At 72.1% G+C, this 20,232-nt stretch carries 25 protein-coding genes; 9 read left to right on the top strand and 16 right to left on the bottom strand.

Features of this window, described 5'->3' with window-relative positions; genetic code table 11:
• Positions 1-27: 27 nt before the first annotated feature.
• Positions 28-465, top strand: a complete 438-nt coding sequence (locus IEZ24_RS08910; protein WP_129455441.1) for a pyridoxamine 5'-phosphate oxidase family protein — start codon at positions 28-30, stop codon at positions 463-465.
• A 19-nt stretch (positions 466-484) separates the two neighbouring features.
• Here IEZ24_RS08910 and IEZ24_RS08905 read toward each other — a convergent pair whose 3' ends face one another.
• The 5 genes from IEZ24_RS08905 to trxA form a co-directional block, all read right to left on the bottom strand.
• Positions 485-1,201, bottom strand: a complete 717-nt coding sequence (locus tag IEZ24_RS08905) for a DUF305 domain-containing protein (protein ID WP_224745071.1) — start codon at positions 1,199-1,201, stop codon at positions 485-487.
• Between the two features lie 97 nt (positions 1,202-1,298).
• Entirely contained in the window at positions 1,299-1,706 is a 408-nt protein-coding gene (locus IEZ24_RS08900) for a four-helix bundle copper-binding protein (RefSeq protein ID WP_129455440.1), read from the bottom strand.
• Positions 1,707-1,790: 84 nt separating this feature from the next.
• A complete protein-coding gene (locus IEZ24_RS08895; protein WP_129455439.1) occupies positions 1,791-2,261 on the bottom strand; it encodes a hypothetical protein in 471 nt (156 codons plus the stop codon).
• Positions 2,262-2,319: 58 nt separating this feature from the next.
• Complete coding sequence (locus IEZ24_RS08890; protein ID WP_129455438.1) at positions 2,320-3,492, bottom strand: acyl-CoA dehydrogenase family protein; 1,173 nt, start codon at positions 3,490-3,492, stop codon at positions 2,320-2,322.
• A gap of 82 nt (positions 3,493-3,574) precedes the next feature.
• Entirely contained in the window at positions 3,575-3,946 is a 372-nt protein-coding gene (gene trxA, locus IEZ24_RS08885; RefSeq protein WP_129455437.1) for a thioredoxin, read from the bottom strand.
• A gap of 130 nt (positions 3,947-4,076) precedes the next feature.
• Between trxA and IEZ24_RS08880 the strand changes: the two genes are divergently transcribed.
• Positions 4,077-4,517 (top strand): CoA-binding protein, encoded by a 441-nt coding sequence (locus tag IEZ24_RS08880; RefSeq protein ID WP_129455436.1) that lies wholly within the window; start codon positions 4,077-4,079, stop codon positions 4,515-4,517.
• A 13-nt stretch (positions 4,518-4,530) separates the two neighbouring features.
• Here the strand turns inward: IEZ24_RS08880 and IEZ24_RS08875 are convergent, their stop codons facing one another.
• The gene (locus IEZ24_RS08875) at positions 4,531-5,532 is read right to left on the bottom strand and encodes a Gfo/Idh/MocA family protein (RefSeq protein ID WP_129455435.1); all 1,002 of its coding nucleotides are present in this window, start codon (positions 5,530-5,532) and stop codon (positions 4,531-4,533) included.
• Positions 5,533-5,563: 31 nt separating this feature from the next.
• Here IEZ24_RS08875 and arfB point away from each other — a divergent pair, with 31 nt between their 5' ends.
• On the top strand, positions 5,564-5,998 hold the full coding sequence (gene arfB, locus IEZ24_RS08870) for an alternative ribosome rescue aminoacyl-tRNA hydrolase ArfB (protein WP_129455434.1): 435 nt from the start codon (positions 5,564-5,566) through the stop codon (positions 5,996-5,998).
• Between the two features lie 11 nt (positions 5,999-6,009).
• Here arfB and purE read toward each other — a convergent pair whose 3' ends face one another.
• The 6 genes from purE to IEZ24_RS08840 all read right to left on the bottom strand — a co-directional run bounded on the left by purE (position 6,010) and on the right by IEZ24_RS08840 (position 10,545).
• Positions 6,010-6,552, bottom strand: coding sequence for a 5-(carboxyamino)imidazole ribonucleotide mutase (gene purE / locus IEZ24_RS08865; protein WP_129455433.1), 543 nt, complete (start codon positions 6,550-6,552; stop codon positions 6,010-6,012).
• A 31-nt stretch (positions 6,553-6,583) separates the two neighbouring features.
• Positions 6,584-7,753, bottom strand: a complete 1,170-nt coding sequence (locus IEZ24_RS08860; protein ID WP_129455432.1) for a 5-(carboxyamino)imidazole ribonucleotide synthase — start codon at positions 7,751-7,753, stop codon at positions 6,584-6,586.
• 26 nt (positions 7,754-7,779) lie between these two features.
• Positions 7,780-8,097 carry a winged helix-turn-helix domain-containing protein gene (locus IEZ24_RS08855; protein WP_129455431.1) on the bottom strand — a complete coding sequence of 106 codons (318 nt, stop codon included), beginning with the start codon at positions 8,095-8,097 and terminating at the stop codon, positions 7,780-7,782.
• Between the two features lie 88 nt (positions 8,098-8,185).
• Positions 8,186-9,199: an adenylate/guanylate cyclase domain-containing protein gene (locus IEZ24_RS08850; protein WP_129455430.1), complete on the bottom strand. Its 1,014-nt coding sequence runs from the start codon at positions 9,197-9,199 to the stop codon at positions 8,186-8,188.
• Positions 9,189-9,692, bottom strand: a complete 504-nt coding sequence (locus IEZ24_RS22310) for a PH domain-containing protein (protein ID WP_129455429.1) — start codon at positions 9,690-9,692, stop codon at positions 9,189-9,191. The genes IEZ24_RS08850 and IEZ24_RS22310 overlap by 11 nt, the downstream gene beginning before the upstream one ends.
• A 55-nt stretch (positions 9,693-9,747) precedes the next feature.
• Positions 9,748-10,545 carry a biotin--[acetyl-CoA-carboxylase] ligase gene (locus IEZ24_RS08840; protein ID WP_129455428.1) on the bottom strand — a complete coding sequence of 266 codons (798 nt, stop codon included), beginning with the start codon at positions 10,543-10,545 and terminating at the stop codon, positions 9,748-9,750.
• Between the two features lie 123 nt (positions 10,546-10,668).
• Between IEZ24_RS08840 and IEZ24_RS08835 the strand changes: the two genes are divergently transcribed.
• From IEZ24_RS08835 to IEZ24_RS08810, 6 genes are all read left to right on the top strand, one after another.
• The gene (locus IEZ24_RS08835) at positions 10,669-12,252 is read left to right on the top strand and encodes an acyl-CoA carboxylase subunit beta (RefSeq protein ID WP_129455515.1); all 1,584 of its coding nucleotides are present in this window, start codon (positions 10,669-10,671) and stop codon (positions 12,250-12,252) included.
• The gene (locus IEZ24_RS08830) at positions 12,249-12,476 is read left to right on the top strand and encodes an acyl-CoA carboxylase subunit epsilon (protein ID WP_129455427.1); all 228 of its coding nucleotides are present in this window, start codon (positions 12,249-12,251) and stop codon (positions 12,474-12,476) included. Before IEZ24_RS08835 ends, IEZ24_RS08830 begins: the two co-directional genes overlap by 4 nt.
• 103 nt (positions 12,477-12,579) lie before the next feature.
• Positions 12,580-14,295 carry a DUF885 domain-containing protein gene (locus tag IEZ24_RS08825; protein ID WP_191192837.1) on the top strand — a complete coding sequence of 572 codons (1,716 nt, stop codon included), beginning with the start codon at positions 12,580-12,582 and terminating at the stop codon, positions 14,293-14,295.
• The gene (locus IEZ24_RS08820; protein WP_129455426.1) at positions 14,292-14,897 is read left to right on the top strand and encodes a Maf family protein; all 606 of its coding nucleotides are present in this window, start codon (positions 14,292-14,294) and stop codon (positions 14,895-14,897) included. Before IEZ24_RS08825 ends, IEZ24_RS08820 begins: the two co-directional genes overlap by 4 nt.
• A gap of 11 nt (positions 14,898-14,908) precedes the next feature.
• Entirely contained in the window at positions 14,909-15,559 is a 651-nt protein-coding gene (locus IEZ24_RS08815) for a CDP-alcohol phosphatidyltransferase family protein (RefSeq protein ID WP_129455425.1), read from the top strand.
• Positions 15,559-16,017 carry a VTT domain-containing protein gene (locus IEZ24_RS08810; protein ID WP_129455424.1) on the top strand — a complete coding sequence of 153 codons (459 nt, stop codon included), beginning with the start codon at positions 15,559-15,561 and terminating at the stop codon, positions 16,015-16,017. Before IEZ24_RS08815 ends, IEZ24_RS08810 begins: the two co-directional genes overlap by 1 nt.
• 23 nt (positions 16,018-16,040) lie before the next feature.
• Here IEZ24_RS08810 and IEZ24_RS08805 read toward each other — a convergent pair whose 3' ends face one another.
• The 4 genes from IEZ24_RS08805 to IEZ24_RS08790 all read right to left on the bottom strand — a co-directional run bounded on the left by IEZ24_RS08805 (position 16,041) and on the right by IEZ24_RS08790 (position 20,190).
• Entirely contained in the window at positions 16,041-17,234 is a 1,194-nt protein-coding gene (locus IEZ24_RS08805) for an ABC transporter permease (RefSeq protein WP_129455423.1), read from the bottom strand.
• Positions 17,231-18,112 carry an ABC transporter ATP-binding protein gene (locus IEZ24_RS08800; RefSeq protein ID WP_129455422.1) on the bottom strand — a complete coding sequence of 294 codons (882 nt, stop codon included), beginning with the start codon at positions 18,110-18,112 and terminating at the stop codon, positions 17,231-17,233. Before IEZ24_RS08800 ends, IEZ24_RS08805 begins: the two co-directional genes overlap by 4 nt.
• A gap of 81 nt (positions 18,113-18,193) precedes the next feature.
• Positions 18,194-18,862, bottom strand: coding sequence for a response regulator (locus IEZ24_RS08795; RefSeq protein WP_129455421.1), 669 nt, complete (start codon positions 18,860-18,862; stop codon positions 18,194-18,196).
• Positions 18,862-20,190, bottom strand: a complete 1,329-nt coding sequence (locus tag IEZ24_RS08790; RefSeq protein WP_129455420.1) for a sensor histidine kinase — start codon at positions 20,188-20,190, stop codon at positions 18,862-18,864. The genes IEZ24_RS08795 and IEZ24_RS08790 overlap by 1 nt, the downstream gene beginning before the upstream one ends.
• Positions 20,191-20,232 lie beyond the last annotated feature (42 nt).

Raw genomic sequence — 20,232 nt, 5'->3', positions numbered from 1 at the left:
ACCGACGGGTGGCCGTACGTTCTGTGCATGGACGAGCCGATCACCCGCATGAGCACCGAGGAGTGCTGGGAGTTCCTGCGCCGCCGCGAGTTCGGCAGGCTGGCGCACCACCTCGCCGACGAGGTGCACATCGCCCCGGTGAACTACGCCGTCGACCACGACCCGGCCACCGGCCGGCGCTCGCTGCTGTTCCGCACTGCCGAGGGGTCCAAGCTGCTCGGCGTGGTGATGAACCCCGACGTGGCGTTCGAGGTCGACGAGATCGTCGACGAGCACGCGACGAGCGTGGTCATGCGCGGCCGCGCCCGCCGGCTCGAGGAGGACGAGGAGCACCGCGCCGAGAACGTCCCGCTCCGGCCGTGGGTCGCGACCGAGAAGTGGAACGTCGTGGAGGTCGACGTGACCGAGATCAGCGGCCGCCGCTTCGAGCTGGCCCGCCCGTGGCAGCACATCATCCCGGACTGAGCACCCGGCCGGCCCGCTCTCAGCGTTCGTCGGGATCGAGGAACGCCAGCGCGAGGAGCGCCCGCAGCAGAGCGTGTCCCGCGCCTGACCCGTCCGTGTCATCGATCGCCGTGCCCTCGAAGTCGGGCACCGGCCGCTGCTCGGCCTCCTCCTGCGTCGTGGCCGGACCGTTCTCCTCGATGTCCTGGACCAGCCAGTCCATCTCCTTGATCTCCTTGCGCTGCGCCGCCGTGATGCCGTCGGCCAGCTCGCGGACGCGGACGTCCTCGATGCCGGCTCTCTCGCTCGTGAGGATGGCGATCGAGTGGTGCGGGATCATCGCCTCCATGTAGCTCTCGTCGTCGACGAGCGCCTGAGAGCGGGACAGGTAGAGCGCGGTGCCGCCGAGCACGAGCGCTCCCAGCACGATGCCGATGTTGACGGCGCGGTTGCGGTACATCATCCCCCACATGAACGCCAGCATCACGAGCGCCATCGCTGCCCCCATGAGCAGGGCCATGTAGACGCGCTCCTCGCTGAAACGGACGTGGTCGACACTGAAGGCGTTGGTGTAGGTGAGGGCAAACATCACGAGGGTGGACGTCGCGATCATCAGGCCGAAGCGCGCGTACATCTTCGCCTCGTGCCGGCCGCCGTGGTTCCGGTTGCTGCCACCGGAGTCGTTCACCTCGTGCTGGTCGTGGTGCTGGTCGTGGTGTTGGTCGTGGTGCGGGTCGTCCTGCCTGCGGTGGGTCATGGTCGTCGGTCCTTCGAGTGTGTGGGCCGTGCGGTCGCGCACGGCGGTCCGGGTGACCGGCCCCGTGGGACCGGACACCCGCTGGGGAGGTCGGCGCTCAGCCGATGGCGGCCAGGACGCGGTTGCAGGCGTCCTCGCAGCGACGGCACGCCTCGGCGCAGACGCGGCAGTGCTCGTGCATCTCGGCGTGCTGCTCGCACTCCTCGGCGCACGACGCGCACGCCTGGGCGCAGGCTTGGAGCACCGCCCGCGTGATGTTCGAGTCGAAGCCGGTCTGGCGAGACAGCACGCGACCGGTGGTCTCGCAGATGTCGGCGCAGTCCGTGTCGGTGCGGATGCACGTCGTGAGCTGGGCGACCATCTCCTCGCCAAGGCACGCGTCCGCGCACGCAGTGCACGCCTGGGCGCACTCCACGCACGCCGCGACGCACTCCGCGAGCAGGTCGCGGTCGATGCTGCTCTCGCTGGGGTGGGTCATCATCATCTCGGTGATCGTGCTGGACATCGTGTTCTCTCCGTCTCATGAGGTGGGGACTCAAGGTGCGTCTGCCGCGCAGCGGACTGGGCCGGGACGCAGCGGGCGCACTCCTCAGGTCCGGATCACCGGGGAGAAGCGGGGAGGGGTGAGTCGTGGGGGGCCTCGCCGTACGCAGGCGAGCCAGGAGGCAGGGAACACCAGCCGCGGCGACAGGGCAGCCGTCGCGCGTGCCGACCACGGCCACCAACCGCGGCGATGCAGCAACAGCGCGCCGGCGATCAGGATGGCCAGGCAGGCACCGAGCAGGTGCAGCACGTGCGCGGCGTCGGCTCCGTCACCAGTCCCGTGGCCGGACCGCGCGGGCGGGACGTCGCCAGCGGCTCGCGGGGCGTCCGACGACGCGGTCGTACGGTCGAGGTCGGCCGACGTGCCGGAGATCCCGGCCACGGAGGCCGACATGCCGACGTGGCGGGCGAAGACGTCATCGCCGGAGGCGCCCATCAGCACGAACAGGGCGGTCATCACGCACGCGACCACCCAGCCCTGGGCTGGCTTCAAGAGCAGGCTCTCGTGCGTGCGCATCAACGGCCCCGTACCCCGATGCGCTTCTCCCATGCCTCAGCACGGGAACCACCGCAGGTCAGAGCTGCGATTGCACCCCTGCAAGGAGCTGGCGTGCCATCACGATGCGCTGGACCTGGTTGGTGCCCTCGTAGATCTGGGTGATCTTGGCGTCGCGCATCATCCGCTCGACCGGGTAGTCGCGGGTGAAGCCGTAGCCGCCGAGCACCTGCACGGCGTTGACGGTGACCTCCATCGCGACGTCGGAGGCGAAGCACTTCGCGGCGGCACCGAAGAAGGTCAGGTCGTCGTCGCCGCGCTCGGAGCGGCCGGCGGCGGCGTACGTCATCTGGCGGGCGGCCTCGATCTTCATGCCCATGTCGGCGAGCATGAACTGCAGTCCCTGGAAGTCCGCGATCGACTTCCCGAACTGCTGGCGCTCCTTGGCGTACTCGAGCGCGTAGTCGAGCGCCCCCTGCGCGACGCCCACGGCCTGCGCGGCGATGGTCACGCGGGTGTGGTCGAGGGTCTTCATCGCGGTGGTGAACCCGCTGCCCTCCTCGCCGATCATCCGCGAGGCGGGAATGCGGACCTTGTCGAGGTAGACCTCGCGGGTCGGCGATCCTTTGATGCCGAGCTTCTTCTCCGGGGCGCCGAAGGAGACGCCCTCGTCGGACTTCTCGACGACGAAGGCCGAGATGCCGCCGCGGGTCTTCTTCTCGGCGTCGGTGACGGCCATGACGGTGTAGAACTCCGACTCGCCGGCGTTGGTGATCCAGCGCTTCACGCCGTCGAGCACCCACTCGTCGCCGTCGCGCACCGCGCGGGTCTTCATCCCGCCGGCGTCGGAGCCGGCGTCGGGCTCGGAGAGGCAGTAGGAGAACCCGCCCTCGCCGCGGGCCAGGGCACCGAGGTACTTCTGCTTGAGCTCCTCCGAGCCCGCGATCTGCACGGGCAGCGAGCCGAGCTTGTTGACCGCCGGGATCAGCGAGGACGACACGCACGCGCGGGCGACCTCCTCGATCACGAGCACGGTGGCGAGCGCGTCGGCGCCGGCGCCGCCGTACTCCTCGGGCACGTGCGGGGCGTGGAAGTCGGACGCGAGCAGCGCCTCGGCAGCCTCGTGCGGGTAGCGGGCCTCCTCGTCGACGGCCGCTGCGAACGGCGCGATCTTGGCGTCGGCGACCGCGCGGACCGCCTCGCGGATGGCCTGGTGCTCCTCGGACAGGGCGTAGAGGGGGAACTCGCTCATGCTCGGATTCTAGGACGTCCAAGCTTCTCGGAGGAGTGGCCAGCACTGTGGCGCTGGCCACCCCACGCGGGGGCGCCCGGCGTCAGGCGCCCTGGCGCTCGCCGGCCGCCGCTTCGCGGAGCGCGGCCTCGACGTCGAGTCCGCGGACCGCCGTGATCAGCTCCTCGAGGGCCGCGGACGGCAGCGCACCCGGCTGCGAGAAGACCAGCACGCCGTCCTTGAAGGCCATCAGGGTCGGGATCGAGGTGATCCGGGCGGCCGCGGCGAGCGCCTGCTCGGCCTCGGTGTCCACCTTGGCGAACACGATGTCGGGGTGCCGCTCCGAGGCGGCCGCGAAGACGGGCGCGAACTGGCGGCACGGGCCGCACCAGGACGCCCAGAAGTCGACGATCACGACCTCGTTGTCGGCGATGGTGGTCTCGAAGTCGGCAGTGGTCAGGTCGACGGTGCTCATGGTGGCTCCTCCCGGTTGGCTCGGGCGACCGGTCGGCGGCCGCCTCACCCAGTGCAGCACCAATACCCCAGGGGGTATTCCCGTGCCTGGTCACCCGGCTCGCTCCCCTCGCCTGACTACCGTGGGCCGCATGACGACCGTGAGCAGTGACTGGCAGGACCCCGGCACCGTCGAGCGGATGCTGGACGACCTCGGGACCTGGGCCGTGGTGGGCCTGTCCGGCGACCCCGGCCGCACGGCGTACTCGATCGCGTCCCTCCTCCAGTCCCGGGGCAAGCGGATCGTCCCGATCCACCCGGTCTTCGCCGACCCGGGCGCACCCGCGGTGCTCGGCGAGCAGGGGTACGCCTCCCTCGCCGAGGTGCCGTTCGCCGTGGACGTCGTCGACGTGTTCCGTCGCTCCGAGGCCGCCGGGGAGTTCGCCGACCAGGCGGTCGCGATCGGCGCGAAGGGCGTGTGGTTCCAGCTCGGCGTCGTCGACGAGGACGCCTTCGCGCGTACGACCGCCGCCGGGGTCCCGATGGTGATGGACACCTGCCCGGCGATCGAGTGGCGCAAGCGCGGGCGCTAGCAATGCACCGACGCTAGGGCTGCGGCGACGCCTCGGCCATGGCGATGCCGAGCTGCCCGAGCGCGTCCTCCAGCACCCACATCACGTCGAGGGTGTCGGACAGCGGCATCACCGCGCTCTCCGTGAGGCCTGCCGCCAGGCAGCGCTGGACCTCCTGGGCCTGGTGGGCGTAGCCGCGACCGGTGGGCTGCAGCTCGACCTCCTGCGGCTCCTGACCGTTGCGGCGCACGACGACCCGGGTGGGGTGGTAGAAGGGCGGGACCAGCTCGAGCGATCCCTCGGTGCCCACCAGGATGGCACGGCCGGGCGTCTGGCTGGCGAGGGTGCAGGTCAGCGACGCGGCGCGCCCGTCCGCGTACGCGAGCTGGATCGCCGCTGAGCGGTCGGCGCCGTTGGGGTAGGTCGTGCCCGTGGCCGTGACCCGATCAGGGCGTCCGAGGAGGTGCTGCGCGAGCGAGACCGGGTAGACACCGAGGTCGAGCACCGAGCCGCCTCCGAGCGCGAGGTCGAAGAGCCGGCTGGCGGGGTCGTAGTCGCGCTGCGCGCCGAAGTCGGCCTGGACGAGCAGGAGCTCGCCGATCTCGCCAGCGTCGACCAGGGCACGCGCGTGCGCGACGGCCGGCTGGAACCGGGTCCACATCGCCTCCATGCAGAACACCCCGGCGTCGCGGGCCGCGGCGACCACCTCCTCCGCCCCGGCGAGGGTCGCGGTGAAGGCCTTCTCGACGAGCAGCGGCGTCCGGGCCTCGATCGCGGCCAGGGCGAGCGCGTGGTGCTGCGGGTGGGGCGTGGCGACGTAGACCACGTCGACCTCTCCCCGTCGTCCTGCCTCGACGAGGTCGGCGTAGGTCCCGGCGCCGCAGTCAGCGGCGCCGAAGCGTGCGGCGAACTCGCCGGCGGAGCCCGCCGACCGGCTGCCGACGAAGGCGACCTCGGCGTCGGGCAGGTGGGCCAGGTCGGAGGCGAAGGCGCCAGCCATCCCGCCCGTCGCGGCGATTCCCCAGCGTGTGGTCATGCGACGAACCCTAGAGGTCCACAATGGAGGCGTGCGAGACCTCCACGTCCCGGCCGGCCCCGGCCTGCCAGAGGGCCTCGTGGTGCCCGCGGCCGAGCTGGTCGAGCGGTTCTCGAAGTCCCCCGGCCCAGGCGGCCAGTCGGTCAACACGACCGACTCGCGCGTGGAGCTGGAGTACGACGTCGCCGGCTCGGGAGCGCTCACCGACACCCAGCGCGCCCGCGCGCTGCGCCGCTGGCCCGACGGGCGGGTGTCCGTCGCCGCCTCCGAGCACCGCTCGCAGCACCGCAACCGCGTCGCCGCCCGCGAGCGGCTCGCCGACCTGCTGCGTGCAGCGCTCGCCCCGCCGCCCCCGCCGCGCCGACCGACGCGACCCTCGCGAGGCTCGAAGGAGCGGCGGCTCAAGGCGAAGAAGGAGCGTGCCTCGACCAAGGCCCTCCGCGGCCGCGTGCGCGACCGGGACTGAGCGGTCCGCGCTTAGAAGCCGACCCGGCGGTCCTCGCCCGCGGCCGCCCGGCGTACGACCTCGCCCTTGGCGTGCGCGGTCTCGGCGAGCTCGGACTGGTAGTCGACGAGGCGCTGCTGGAGGGCCGGGTCGCTCGTGGCGAGGATCCTCGCCGCGAGGATGCCGGCGTTCTTGGCATTGCCGATGGCGACGGTGGCGACCGGGATGCCGCCCGGCATCTGCACGATCGAGAGCAGGGAGTCCATCCCGTCGAGGTACTTCAACGGCACCGGGACCCCGATCACCGGCAGTGGCGTCACCGAGGCGAGCATCCCCGGGAGGTGGGCCGCTCCCCCGGCGCCGGCGATGATCACCGACAGCCCGCGGGTGTGGGCGAGGCGGCCCCAGTCGATCATCTCGGTCGGCATCCGGTGGGCGGACACGACGTCGGCCTCCCAGCCGACACCGAGCTCGGTGAGGATCTCGCCGGCGGCCTCCATCACCGGCCAGTCGGAGTCCGAGCCCATCACGATGCCGACCTTGACGGCACCCTGCTGACCTTGCGTCGCGCTCATCCGGTCCTCCACCTGTCCCTCGTCGTTCTGGTCATTCGCTCTCGTCGCCCAGGTCCCCGCGGAACCACGCCGCGGCGTGCCGGGCACGCTCGAGGCAGTCCTCGAGGTCGTCGCCGAAGGCGTTGACGTGGCCGACCTTCCGGCCAGGCCGGAGGTCCTTGCCGTAGAAGTGCACCCGCAGGTGCGGGTCGCGCGCCATCGCGTGCGGCAGGCCGTCGTAGAGCCGGCCGGTGTCGGTGGGTCCGCCGAGGATGTTCACCATCACGGTCCAGCGACTACGCGGGGCCGGCGAACCCAGCGGGAGGTCCATGACGGCGCGCAGATGATTCTCGAACTGGGACGTCACGGCGCCGTCCTGGGACCAGTGGCCGGTGTTGTGGGGACGCATGGCCAGCTCGTTGACCAGGATCCGGCCGTCGGTCGTCTCGAAGAGCTCGACGGCGAGGATGCCCGTGACGTCGAGTGCACCGGCGATGCGCAGGGCGATCTCCTGCGCCTGACCGGAGAGAGCGGGCGCGAGGTCGGGTGCGGGGGCGATGACCTCGTGGCAGATGCCGCCGAGCTGGGTCGAGGCGACGACCGGGTACGCCGCGGCCTGGCCGCTGGGCGCACGGGCGACGAGGGCGGACAGCTCGCGCCGGAAGTCGACCAGCTCCTCGGCCAGCACCTCGACGCCGGCGGCCTCGGCCGCGTCGAAGGCGGCCTGCGCCTCGTCGAGCGCGCGGATCACCCAGACGCCCTTGCCGTCGTAGCCACCGCGGGTGGTCTTGAGGACGCACGGCAGGCCGAACGCCTCCACGTCCGCGGTCGAGGTGACCACCGCGTTGCGCGGGCACGGCACGTCGAGCTCGGCGAGCCGACGGCGCATCACCGCCTTGTCCTGGGCGTGGACGAGCGCGCCCGGCCCGGGGCGGACGGCGACACCGTCCGCCTCGAGCGCGTGCAGGTGGTCGGTCGGCACGTGCTCGTGGTCGAAGGTGACCACCGCGGCACCGTCGGTGACCTTCCGCAGGGTCGGCAGGTCGGTGTAGTCGCCCACGAGCTGGTCGGGGATCACCTGGGCTGCCGAGACGCCCTCCGCCTCGGCGAGCAGGCGCAGCGGGAGGCCGAGCGCGATCGCGGGCTGGGCCATCATCCGGGCCAGCTGGCCTCCGCCGACGACGGCGAGCGTGGGGGCACGGTGCGAACCGGTCGAGGACACGACGCGAGCCTATAGAAGGCCCGGGCTCAGCTGGCGACGGTGTCCGCCGACGACTCGAAGCGCAGGCCGCGTCCGCGGTGCGTGGTGATCAGGGTCGGGCTCCGCGGGTCGTCGCCGAGCTTGCGGCGCAGCCAGCCCAGGTGGACGTCGATCGTCTTGGAGTTGGTGTAGAACGACGTCTGCCACACGTCGGCCATCAGCTCCCCGCGGGTGACGATGTCGCCCGGGCGCGCCATCAGGGCATGCAGCAGCTGGAACTCCTTGCGGGAGAGCCTGATCTCACGCTCGCCACGCCACACCCGTCGGGAGCCGGGGTCCAGTCGCACGTCTTGCACAGCCAACACGGGCTGAACGTAAGGACCGGACGCGGCCCGGGTGGTCCTTATGGGTGAAAAATGGCCGACTGGTCTGGTCCACCTCGGCGCCGCGCGCTCAGCGCCGGCGTACGGCCACCGGCTCGACCAGGCCGAAGCCCCGGACCGGGCGCGCCGGCAGCCGCCGGTTCTCCCACTCGTCCGCGGGCAGCAGGTCGGCGGTGTTCTGGTCAACGATCAGCCGGTTGCGGCGAGCGACCTGGGTGAGCCGGGCGGCCATGTTGACCGGCGGGCCGAAGATGTCGCCGAGGCGCTGGATGACCGGACCGCTGGCCAGCCCCAGGCGTACGTCGGGCATCTTGGCGTCGCGGCCGATCACGTTGATGATCCCCTCGGCCACCCCGACGGCCTCCTCGGCGGTGTTGGTGACGAAGAGGACCGAGTCGCCGAGGCTCTTGATGATGCGGCCGCCGTAGCGGGCGACGACGTCCTGGCAGCGGCTCTCGAAGACCTCGACGAGGTCGCCGATCTCGTCCCGGTCGAGCGTGTTGGACAGCGCGGTGAAGGACACCAGGTCGGCGAACCCGACCGTCACGTCGATCGTGTGGAGGTCCTCGTCGTTGGCGCCCATCGCCTCGATCCGGCCGACCGCGGCCGCGAGGTGGCGCCGCCAGGCATAGACGAGGAGCCGCTCGAAGGGCGGGTTGATCTCGTCGATGAGCCGCCTCGCCGACCCGATGCGCGAGCCTGTGGCCTCCTCACCGGCCTCCATCTCCTCCACCCTGCTGACCAGTGTGGAGACCTCCCAGTCGGCGAGCCGCGCCATGGTCTGGCCGACCCCGCGGGTGAGGTTGACCGCCATGTCGAAGTCGACCGCGCCGGAGTCGACGAAACCCATGAGCGTGCCGACCGCCTCGACGTCGGCGGCGGTGTAGGCCTTCTCGCCGCTGAACTCCGGGAACCCGAGGGCTCGCCACAGCCGCCGCGTCTGCTCGATCGTCACGCCGCTCTCGGCGGCCACCTCGAGCGCGTTGAACTGCGGCGTGCTGCCCAGGATCGCGTGGTCGAGCTGCTCCGCCGGACCCTCGGGGCCGTCGGGTCCCTCGCCGCGGCGCCGGCGGTCAGGCGCCATCGTCGCGGCGGTCCCCGCTGGCGAGGCGGTGGAGCTCGTCGGAGACCTGGAGCTGGACCTTCTCGACGTCCGGGATGTCGTAGAGCTCGACGCTGCCGTCGGTGCTGGCGTCCGAGACGACCAGCGTGCCGCAGCCGAAGACGCGGTCGATGACGCCGATCTCGAAGTCCACGCCGCTGATCCGGTTGAGCGGGATCGTGCGCCCCTCCTTGGAGATGAAGCCGGAGCGCTTGATGAAGCGGCGGTTGGTGAACGTGTAGGTCGTCGTGGCCCACCGCAGGAACGGCCCGACGAGGAACCAGACGAGCACCGCGAGGAACAGCACCCACACGATGAGCCGCACGACGCCGCCCTCGACGAGGCCGGTGAGGAAGAGCGCCGCGGCGAGCGCCACGAGCACCCCGAGGCCCGGGAAGATCAGCGCCTTGACGTGGGTCCGCGTCGAGACGACGACGTGTTCTCCGGGGTTGAGGAGGTTACTCGGGAAGGCCACGCGCCGATCATGTCACCCGGTGCACCCGACTACTAGGCAGGTCGCGCCGCGACGATCAGGCGGAGCGTACGTGCACCACGTCGCCGGCGGCCACGGTGAACGCGCCGTCGTCGGTCCCGACCACCAGCGCGCCGGTGGCGTCGATGTCGAGGGCCTCGCCACGGCGCACGTCGCCACCCGGCAGGTGGACGTCCACGGTGCGGCCGAGGGTGACGCACACGTGCGCGTACGCCCGGCGCAGGGAGTCGACGTCGTCGAGCAGGCCCTGCAGGCCGTGCAGCGAGCCGAGCACCTGGGCGAGCAGACCCGTGCGCTCGACCGGCTCACCGGTCTCGAGCGAGACCGAGGTCGCGGTCGCGACGGGGAGCTCGTCGAGGGTCTGGTCGACGTTGATGCCGACCCCGACGACCGCCATCGGACCGTCCGGGGCCTCGACCCGCTCGACGAGGATCCCGCAGACCTTGCGTCCCGCGCCGGAGCCGTCGTCGACCAGCACGTCGTTGGGCCACTTCAGCGCGATGTCGGGCAGCCGGTCGGCCAGCGCGGCCTGCACGGCGTACCCGGTGAGGAGCGGCAGCCACGACCACGCGGTCGCGGGCACGTCGGGACGCAGCAGCACCGAGAACGTCAGCGACGACCGGGCCGGCGTCTCCCACGCCCGGTCGAGGCGTCCGCGCCCGGCCGTCTGGTGCTCGGTGACCAGGACCAGCCCCGGCTGCTCGCCGGCTCGGGCCCGTTCGGCGAGCGCGGCGTTGGTCGAGGGGGTCGCCTCCACCACCTCGGTGCGCCAGCCCGCGGGCGTCGCGAGCCGGGCGGGGTCGAGGGGTGGGCGAGGTGCCGGGCTGGACGTCATGGGGTCTAGATTGCCCCAGAGACCGGGCCCGGGGCACGACGCCCCTGGCGACCGACCCCAGCCACAGGAGGCCACCGCGTGAGCGCACAGCCGGGTGAAGGCACCGACGTCCCCCCGCAGGAGATGGACATCGACGTCCACACGACCGCCGGCAAGCTCGCCGACCTCGAGCGCCGCCTCGACGAGGCGGTGCACGCGGGGTCGGACAAGGCGATCGAGAAGCAGCACGCCAAGGGCCGCCGCACCGCGCGCGAGCGCATCGAGATGCTCTTCGACGAGGGCACGTTCGTCGAGCTCGACGAGCTCGCCCGGCACCGCTCGACCGCCTTCGGCCTGGAGAAGACCCGCCCCTACGGCGACGGCGTCGTCACCGGCTACGGCGAGGTCAACGGCCGCATGGTGTGCGTGTTCAGCCAGGACTTCACCGTCTTCGGCGGCTCGCTGGGCGAGGTCTACGGCGAGAAGATCACCAAGGTCATGGACCTCGCGATCAAGACCGGCTGCCCGATCATCGGCATCAACGAGGGTGCCGGCGCCCGCATCCAGGAGGGCGTGGTCTCCCTCGGCCTCTACGGCGAGATCTTCCGCCGCAACGTCCACGCCTCCGGCGTGATCCCGCAGATCAGCCTGATCATGGGCAACTGCGCCGGCGGCCACGTCTACTCCCCCGCGGTCACCGACTTCACGGTCATGGTCGACAAGACCTCGGCGATGTTCATCACCGGTCCCGACGTCATCAAGACCGTCACCGGCGAGGACGTCACGATGGAGGACCTCGGCGGCGCGCGCACCCACAACACCAAGTCGGGCAACGCCCACTACATGGCCTCCGACGAGGAGGACGCCATCGAGTACGTCAAGGCGATGCTGTCCTACCTCCCGCAGAACAACCTCGACCCCGCCCCCGTCCTCGACGAGGCTCCCGACATGGAGGTCACCGACCTCGACCGGTCCCTCGACACGATCATCCCCGACGGGGCGAACCAGCCCTACGACATGCACGACGTGATCACCGCCGTCGTGGACGACGAGGACTTCCTCGAGGTCCAGGAGCTGTTCGCACCCAACATCATCGTCGGCCTCGGCCGCGTCGAGGGGCAGTCCGTCGGCGTCGTGGCCAACCAGCCGATGCAGTTCGCCGGCACCCTCGACATCGACGCCTCCGAGAAGGCCGCCCGGTTCGTCCGGTTCTGCGACGCCTTCAACCTCCCGGTCCTGACCTTCGTCGACGTGCCCGGCTTCCTGCCCGGCACCGACCAGGAGTGGGACGGCATCATCCGCCGCGGCGCCAAGCTCATCTACGCCTACGCCGAGGCCACCGTCCCGCTGATCACCGTGATCACCCGCAAGGCCTACGGCGGCGCCTACGACGTGATGGGGTCCAAGCACCTCGGCGCCGACATCAACGTCGCCTGGCCCACCGCCCAGATCGCGGTGATGGGCGCCCAGGGGGCCGCCAACATCCTGCACCGCAAGACCCTCAAGAAGGTCGCGGAGGAGGGCGGGGACGTCGAGGCCCGGCGCGCGGAGCTCATCGACGAGTACGAGACCACGCTCGCCAATCCCTACATCGCGGCCGAGCGCGGCTACGTCGACGCGGTGATCCCGCCCCACGAGACCCGCATCGAGGTCATCCGCTCGCTGCGGCTGCTGCGCACCAAGCGGGAGACCCTGCCGGCCAAGAAGCACGGGAACATCCCGCTGTGACCTCGGACGAGAAGGCCGAGCAGGCTCCCCTGCTCCGAGTCATCAACAAGGACGCCACCCCCGAGGAGGTCGCGGCCCTCGTCGCGGTCTTCTCGGCCCTCGGCTCCGGCACGGACGACCCCCCGAAGCTGCCGCGACCCGTCTGGAACCACCCCGCCCGGGGGGTGCGCCAGACGCACCGCAGCGGTCCCGGCGCCTGGCGGGCCAGCGGCCTGCCACGCTGAGCGCCCTCCTGAACGCGGACAGTGGAGCGTACGGCCGGACCTAGCGGCCGCGCGCTCCACTGTCGGCCGCCGACCGCCACCGGCGCGGGGCTAGGGTCGCCGCGTGACCGACGCCTCGACGCCCACCCGCACCATCGACGCCCTCTGCGACGCCTACGTCGACGACTACTGCGCCCTGGACCCGCTGACGGCCACGTCGATCGGCGTCAGCGGTCACGAGCACGAGCTCACCGACTTCTCGCCCGCGGGCTTCGACGCCCGGCTGGCCCTGGCGCGGTCGGCCGTCGCCGCCGTCGAGGCCGCCACGCCGGTCGACGACCGCGAGGCCGCGGCGAAGGACGCGTTCCTGGAGCGCACCCGCCTCGAGATCGAGCTGGAGGAGGCCGGCGTCAACCGGTCGCGGATGTCGGTGCTGTGGAGCCCGCTGCACGAGATCAGGGGCGTCTTCGACCTGATGCCGATCGAGGGCGAGGAGGCTGTCGAGGCGATCGCGTCGCGCCTCGCCGGCGTGCCCGCCGCGCTCGAGGGGCTGCGCGTGACGCTCGCCGACGAGGCCCGGCGGGGCAACGTCGTCGCGGCCCGGCAGTACGCCGAGGTGGCCGAGCAGGTACGTCGCTGGACCGGCCAGACCGGCGAGGCGGGCGACTTCTACCTCGGCCTCGCCGACCGGCTGGGCGCCGGTGGCACGTCCGCCGACAGCGCCGGGCTCCGCGCCCTGGCGGGTGAGGCGAGTGCCGCGACGGCGGCGTTCGGGCTGTTCCTCAGCGACGAGCTCGAGCCGCAGGGCAGGGAGAAGGAGGGCGTGGGCCGCGAGGTGTACGCCCTCGCGAGCCGTTACTTCCTCGGCGCCGAGGTCGACCTCGACGAGACGTACGCCTGGGGCTGGGCCGAGCTCCAGCGGCTGTCCGACCTCATGGCCGCCACCGCCGAGCGGATCGTTCCCGGCGGCGACGTCGACGCGGCCGTCGCGCACCTCGACGCCGACCCCGAGCGCGTGGTGCACGGCCGCGAGGCGTTCCGCGACTGGATGCAGCAGCTCGCCGACCGCACGGTCGCCGACATGGCCGACGTCCACTTCGACATCCCGGATCCGATCCGCCGCATCGAGTGCATGCTGGCGCCCACCAACGACGGTGGCATCTACTACACCGGGCCGTCGGAGGACTTCGAGCGCCCGGGCCGGATGTGGTGGTCGGTGCCCGACGGCATCGACGACTTCCACCCCTGGCGCGAGGTCACCACCGTCTTCCACGAGGGCGTCCCCGGCCACCACCTCCAGGTCGCGCAGACCGCCTACCGCCGCGACACCCTCAACCGGTGGCAGCGGCTGATGTGCTGGTGCAGCGGACACGGCGAGGGCTGGGCGTTGTACGCCGAGCGGCTGATGGAGGAGCTCGGCTTCCTCGACGACCCTGCCGACCTCCTCGGGATGCTCGACGCGCAGTCGCTGCGCGCGGCCCGCGTCATCGTCGACATCGGCATGCACCTCGAGCTGCGGATCCCCGAGGACAACCGCCTCGGCGCCCACGGCGCCGCGTTCCACCCCGGCGAGACCTGGACGCCCGAGCTCGGCCTGGAGTTCATGCGGCTGCACTGCCGGATGGACGACGAGTTCATCCAGTTCGAGGTCAAGCGCTACCTCGGCCTGCCGGGGCAGGCGCCGTCCTACAAGGTCGGCGAGCGGATCTGGCTCGAGGCCCGGGCCGGGGTGCAGGAGCGACAGGGCGACGACTTCGACCTCAAGGCGTTCCACCGGGCCGCGCTCGACCTCGGCTCGCTCGGCCTCGACCCGCTGCGCGCCGCCCTGGAGCGGATGTGACGACCCTCGTCCTCGCCTCGGCCTCACCGGCGCGGCTCGCGACCCTGCGTGCCGCGGGACTCGACCCGACCGTCGTGGTCAGCGGCGTCGACGAGTCGCAGGTGAGCGACCTCCCGCCGGCCGAGCTCGCACTCCAGCTCGCCGAGCTCAAGTGCGCCGCGGTCGCCGCGCGCGACGACGTGCCGCCCGGCGCGCTCGTCCTGGGCTGCGACTCGGTGCTCGAGCTCGACGGCGAGGCGCTCGGCAAGCCCCACGACCCCGACGAGGCACGGCGGCGCTGGCAGGCGATGCGCGGGCGCACGGGCGTGCTCCACAGCGGGCACAGCCTCCGCGACACCGCCACCGGACGGGTCGCGGCGGCCACGGGGTCGACCGCCGTCCACTTCGCCGACCTCGGCGACGACGAGATCGAGGCGTACGTCGCCACGGGCGAGCCGCTGCACGTCGCGGGCGCCTTCACGATCGACGGGTTCGGCGGAGCGTACGTCCGCGGGATCGAGGGCGACCACCACAACGTGGTCGGCGTCAGCCTGCCGCTGCTGCGCGAGCTCGTCCTCGAGCTCGGCCACGCGTGGCCCGACCTGTGGTCGCCGACCCGCTAGCATCACGCACCGTGGGGAGCGGGGAGCAGGGCGGGCACGGGGGCTGGTCGGCGCAGCCGGTCGCGGATCCTGACAACCTCTACGGCGTACGCGTCGAGCGGCTGCTGACGGGCGCCACCGTCATCACCGCGCTCCGCACCGTCGTCTCCGTGGTCCTGGCCGCCGCCGCGGCCTACGAGCAGAGCCTGACCCTGCTCGTCGTCGCACTCGGCGTCTACTGGGTCGGCGACATGCTCGACGGCTTCTACGCACGGGTCCGCGACTGCGAGACCCGGATCGGCGCGGTCCTCGACATCATGTGCGACCGCTTCAACGCAGCGGCGTTCTACATCGGCCTCGCCTGGCTCCAGCCCGACCTGTCGCCCGCGATCTTCGTCTACCTCGCCGAGTTCATGGTGGTCGACTTCTTCCTGTCGATCGCGTTCCTGGCGTGGCCGGTGCGCAGCCCCAACTACTTCTTCGTCGTCGACCGGCCGATCTGGCTGTGGAACTGGTCCAAGCCAGCCAAGGCCGTCAACAGCGCGCTCTTCGCCGTGCTGCTGCTCGTGACCGGCTGGATGTGGGTGGGGCTGGCGATCGCCTCGGCCCTGCTGGTCCTCAAGTGCGTCTCCCTGCACCGACTGGTGCGGATCGGACTGCCCGTCCCCGGGGCCGTCGGCTGATGCTCTTCTGGAGCGTGCTGGGCGCGTCGATCGGCTCCGCCCTGCTCCCGCTGATCAACATCGAGGCGATCCTCGCGGTGGCCGTCACGCAGGCCCCGCACCACATGTGGGGGCTGATCGTCGCGGCCACGATCGGGCAGATGCTGGGCAAGATCCTCTGGTACTGGGGCGGCATGCACGTCGACCGCGCACCGTGGGTGCACCGCCAGCTGCAGAAGCCGAAGGCGAGGGCGTCGCTCGAGACGTGGCACGCGCGCGCCGAGGGCCGCCCCTGGTTCACCGCGGGCCTGCTGTTCGTGTCGGCGAGCACCGGCATCCCGCCGTACGCCGTGACCGCGGTGCTGGCCGGCACCCTGGGCGTCCCGTTCTGGATCTTCATGGTGACCGGCCTGCTGGGGCGCGGGCTCCGGTTCTGGGCCGTGGTGACCGGGACCTCGTCGCTGGTCGACCTGTTCTGACGGGTGGGTCCCGTCAGCCGGGGCTACTCGGCGGCGCCCCACGCCTGACGCAGGCTGACCCGACCACCGGTCTGCAGCAGCGCCCGACGGTAGAGCCGCTCACCGATCCAGACGGTGATCGCGGCGAAGACGGCCAGCAGGCCCAGGGCGAGCAGCGGCTCCCACCACTCCACGCCGCCGGCGAGGATCCGCTTGGGCATCACGACCGCCGAGACCGGCGGGACGAACGAGGCGACCACCTGGGCACGGCCGTCGAGCGAGACGCCGCCGAAGAACATCACCAGCATCAGCATGGTCAGCGGGGTCGAGGTCGCCTGGAGGTCCTCGGTGCGGGAGGCGAGCGAGCCCGCGACCGCCCACAGGCAGGCCAGGGCGACGAAGCCGGCGAGGAAGAACCCGATGAACCAGGCGGTCGGTCCCGACAGGGCCGGCACGAACGACTTGTAGGGCGTGAACGACAGCCCGACCAGCCCCACCGCGAGGTAGACGAGCAGCTGGATCATCGCCAGCGCGGTGTTGCCCAGGACCTTGCCGGCCAGCAGGTGCCGCAGCGGGATCGCGGCAGCGATGATCTCCACGATGCGGCTCTGCTTCTCCTCGATCACCGAGGAGGCGAGCTGCATCCCGAAGACCAGCGCGGCGAAGTAGAACAGGAAGACGAACACGAAGCCGACGGCCTCGGCGACGCCGGCCCGCTCGGCGTCGCCGCGCAGGAAGTCGGTCGTGACGGTGCTGCCGGTCTCGAGCGCCTCGACGGAGGTGCCCGCGCTCGCGGCGTTGTCGGCGAGGACCTGCTGGCGTACGACGGCGCGGGCGACGGCGGTCAGCGCGTCCTGCTCACTCGACTCCGACGTCAGCTGCCAGCCGTCGTCGGTAGGGTGCAGCCAGGCGTCGGCCTCGTCCTCTCGCAGCGCCGTCTCGGCGGCGGCCTCGTCGTCCGTCTCGAGGACCGTGACCTCGACCTTGTCGTCGACCTCGGGCGCGGAGTCGGCGATCGCGCCGGCCATCGCGACCGCGTCGGGCGTGGCGGCGAGGGTGACCCGCTCGGTCCGCTCGCCCTGCCAGGCGGAGAAGCCGATGAAGCCCGCGATCAGCACCACCATGAACGCCGTGCCGAGCAGGAAGGACTTGTCGGTGATCCGGGAGACGACCTCGCGGCGGGTCACGAGGAGCCATGCGGGCTCGGTGTTCTCGTCGGTGCGGGGCTGGGTGCTCATGCGGTGGCCTCCCGGTAGATCTCGCTGAGGGCGGGACGCACCCGCACGAACTCGTGGACGTCGCCGCGGCTGGTCGCCTCGGCGACGAGGCGCTGCTCGGCGCCCTCCTGGCGGACCTCGACGAGCGCGGTCCCACCGTCGAGGTCGAGGACCTCGAGCCCGCTCTGGTCACGCACCCAACCGGCGTCGCCGCCGAGGACGAGACGGAAGCGCGGCACCCCCGCGTCGCGCAGCTCCGTGACCGTCCCGGCGGCGACCCGGCGTCCGTGGGCCAGCACGACCAGGCGGTCGCACAGGCGCTCGACCAGGTCGAGCTGGTGGCTGGAGAAGAGGACGGGGATCCCGTCGCTGGTGTACTCGCGCAGCAGGTCGACCATCGAGTCGACCGCCAGCGGGTCCAGCCCCGAGAACGGCTCGTCGAGGACCAGCGCGGCCGGCCTGGGCAGCACCGAGGCGATGATCTGCACCCGCTGCTGGTTGCCCAGCGACAGCTTCTCCAGGTGGTCCCTGGTCCGCTCGCCCAGGCCGAACCGCTCCAGCAGCTCGCTCACCTGGGTCCGCGCCGCGACGCGCTCGAGGCCCTTGAGCTGGGCGATGTAGACGAGCTGGTCGAGGATCGGCTGCTTGGGGTAGAGGCCGCGTTCCTCGGGCATGTAGCCGAAGGTGCGACGGTCCAGCCGGGTGATCGGCCGGCCCTGCCACAGCACCTCCCCCTCGTCGATGCCGAGCACACCCATCACCATGCGCATGGTCGTGGTCTTGCCCGCACCGTTGCCGCCGACGAAGCCGGTCATCTGTCCGGCCGGCACCTCGAACGACACGTGGTCCACGGCGGTGTTCTCACCGAACCGCCTGGTCAGCTCCCGGATCTCCAGCATGGCGACGACGCTAGTGAGGTGCGCGCGCCGCCGGATCCCCCGTGCGACGGAACCTCGGGGTGGAGCCGGCCGGTGGGACGCTCACTCCTCCGCCGGGAGGATGAGGCCGGCCTCGTACGCCCAGACGACCGCCTGCACGCGGTCGCGCAGGTGGAGCTTGGCCAGCACGCTCGAGACGTGGGTCTTCACCGTCGCCTCGCCGAGCACGAGCTCGGTGGCGATCTCGCCGTTGGAGCGGCCGCGCGCGAGCAGCACCAGGACCTCGCGCTCCCGGGCGGTCAGGCGCGCCAGCTCGGCGGGTTCGGTGCGGCGGACCGGCGTCGGTCCCCCCGCCATCTGTCCGATGACGCGCCGGGTCACCTCCGGCGCGAGCAGCGCGTGGCCGCGACCGGCGGCGCGTACGGCGTCGAGGAGCTGCTCGGGCCCGGCGTTCTTGAGCAGGAAGCCGCTGGCGCCGGCCCGCAGGGCGTCGAAGAGGTAGTCGTCGCGGTCGAAGGTGGTCACGATGACGACGTGCCCGAGGTCCTCGGCGACGAGGTGCCGGGTGGCCTCGATGCCGTCCATGCGGGGCATCTGGACGTCCATCAGCACCACGTCGGGCCGCGTCGCGCGGGCGGTCTCGAGGGCCTGGAGCCCGTCGGCGGCCTCCCCCACCACCTCGACGTCGTCCTCGACCGAGAGCACCATCGCGAAGCCGGAGCGGACCATCGCGTGGTCGTCGACGAGCAGGACCCTGAGCGGCGCCTCCATCACGACACCCCGAGCGGGTAGCGGACGCGCACGCGGTAGCCCCCGGTGACGCGCGGGCCGATGTCGACCTGGCCGTCGTGGGTCGCGGCCCGCTCGCGGATGCCGAGCTGCCCCAGCCCGCTGCCGGAGGTGCCGTGGCGGGGCCGGCCGTTGTCGACGACCTCCACCTCGGCGTACGCCGCGGCCTCGTCGACCCGCACGACGACGGAGACCGTGTCGGCGGTGCTGTGGCGGCGCACGTTGGTGAGGGCCTCCTGCACCGTGCGGTAGACCGCGAGCCCGATGCCGCGCGGCAGGCGGTCGGCCGCGTCGGGCTGTGCCTCGACCACGTCGAGGTGGACCGCGAGGCCGTGCTCGCGGGCCGCGGCGACGAGCGCGGGCAGGTCGCCGATGGCCGCGTCGGTCGTACGCGTCCCCGTGCCGTCGCCCGTGCCGTCCCCGGGGCCCTCGCGCAGCGTGCCGAGCAGTCGGCGCATCTGGGTGACCGCGTCGCGGGAGGCGTCCTCGACGTGCGAGAGGGCCGTACGCGCGGCGTCCGGGTCGCGGTCGAGGACCCGGCGTGCGGCCCCCGCCTGGATGCCCATCGCGGAGACGCCGTGGGCGACCACGTCGTGCAGCTCGCGCGCGATGCGGAGCCGTTCGTCGACGACGGCCTGCTCGCGCAGGCGACCGGCCTGGGCGGCGATGGTCGTGGCCTGCTCCTGCAGCCGCAGGCGTTGCCGGGCGGCACGCCAGGACACGCCTCCACCGACGATCGCTCCGCCGAAGTAGATGACGTTGACCAGCAGCGTCATCGCCACTGCCGACGGGATGGGCGGGAAGAACCCGACGCGATCACCCGCGTCCATCGCGTCGATCATGTCCTGGGCGGCCGAGCCCACCGCGAACTGCCAGGTGATCCAGGCGAACATGACCAGCACGATCGTGCCGATGACGACCACCATCGCGCGCCGGTCGCGGGCCCAGGCGACGCCCGAGAGCAGGGCGACGAAGTAGACGATCTGCAGCGACACCTGGCCCATCACCTGGGGCATCGTCACGCCGACGACGAACATGTGCAGCGCCGCGAGGCTCGCGACGAGCAGCGGCCAACGGCGACGCCCCAGGAGGAGCGCGGCACCCGTCGAGACCGCGAGCCACTGGGACCACACCGGCGCGTCGGTGTGGTCGAGGCCGCCCGCGCTGCGCACGAGCTCGAGCGCCAGCAGGCTGACGGCCTCGACGCTCGCCGCCAGGACGACGTCCTGGCGGCCGACCGGCGGGCGGGGGCGTTCCCAGTCGTCGTCCACGCCGAACCACGTGAGGGCGCGTTGGCTCGTGCTCGGCATGTTGCGAGGGTAGGGCGAGGCGGGGGCCGGCGGATCCGTCGG

The sequence above is a fragment of the Nocardioides ganghwensis genome (assembly GCF_014779655.1).
Taxonomy (GTDB): Bacteria; Actinomycetota; Actinomycetes; order Propionibacteriales; family Nocardioidaceae; genus Nocardioides; species Nocardioides ganghwensis.
Note: the sequence above shows the minus strand (reverse complement) of the source record. Positions and strands in the feature narration are given on the sequence as shown.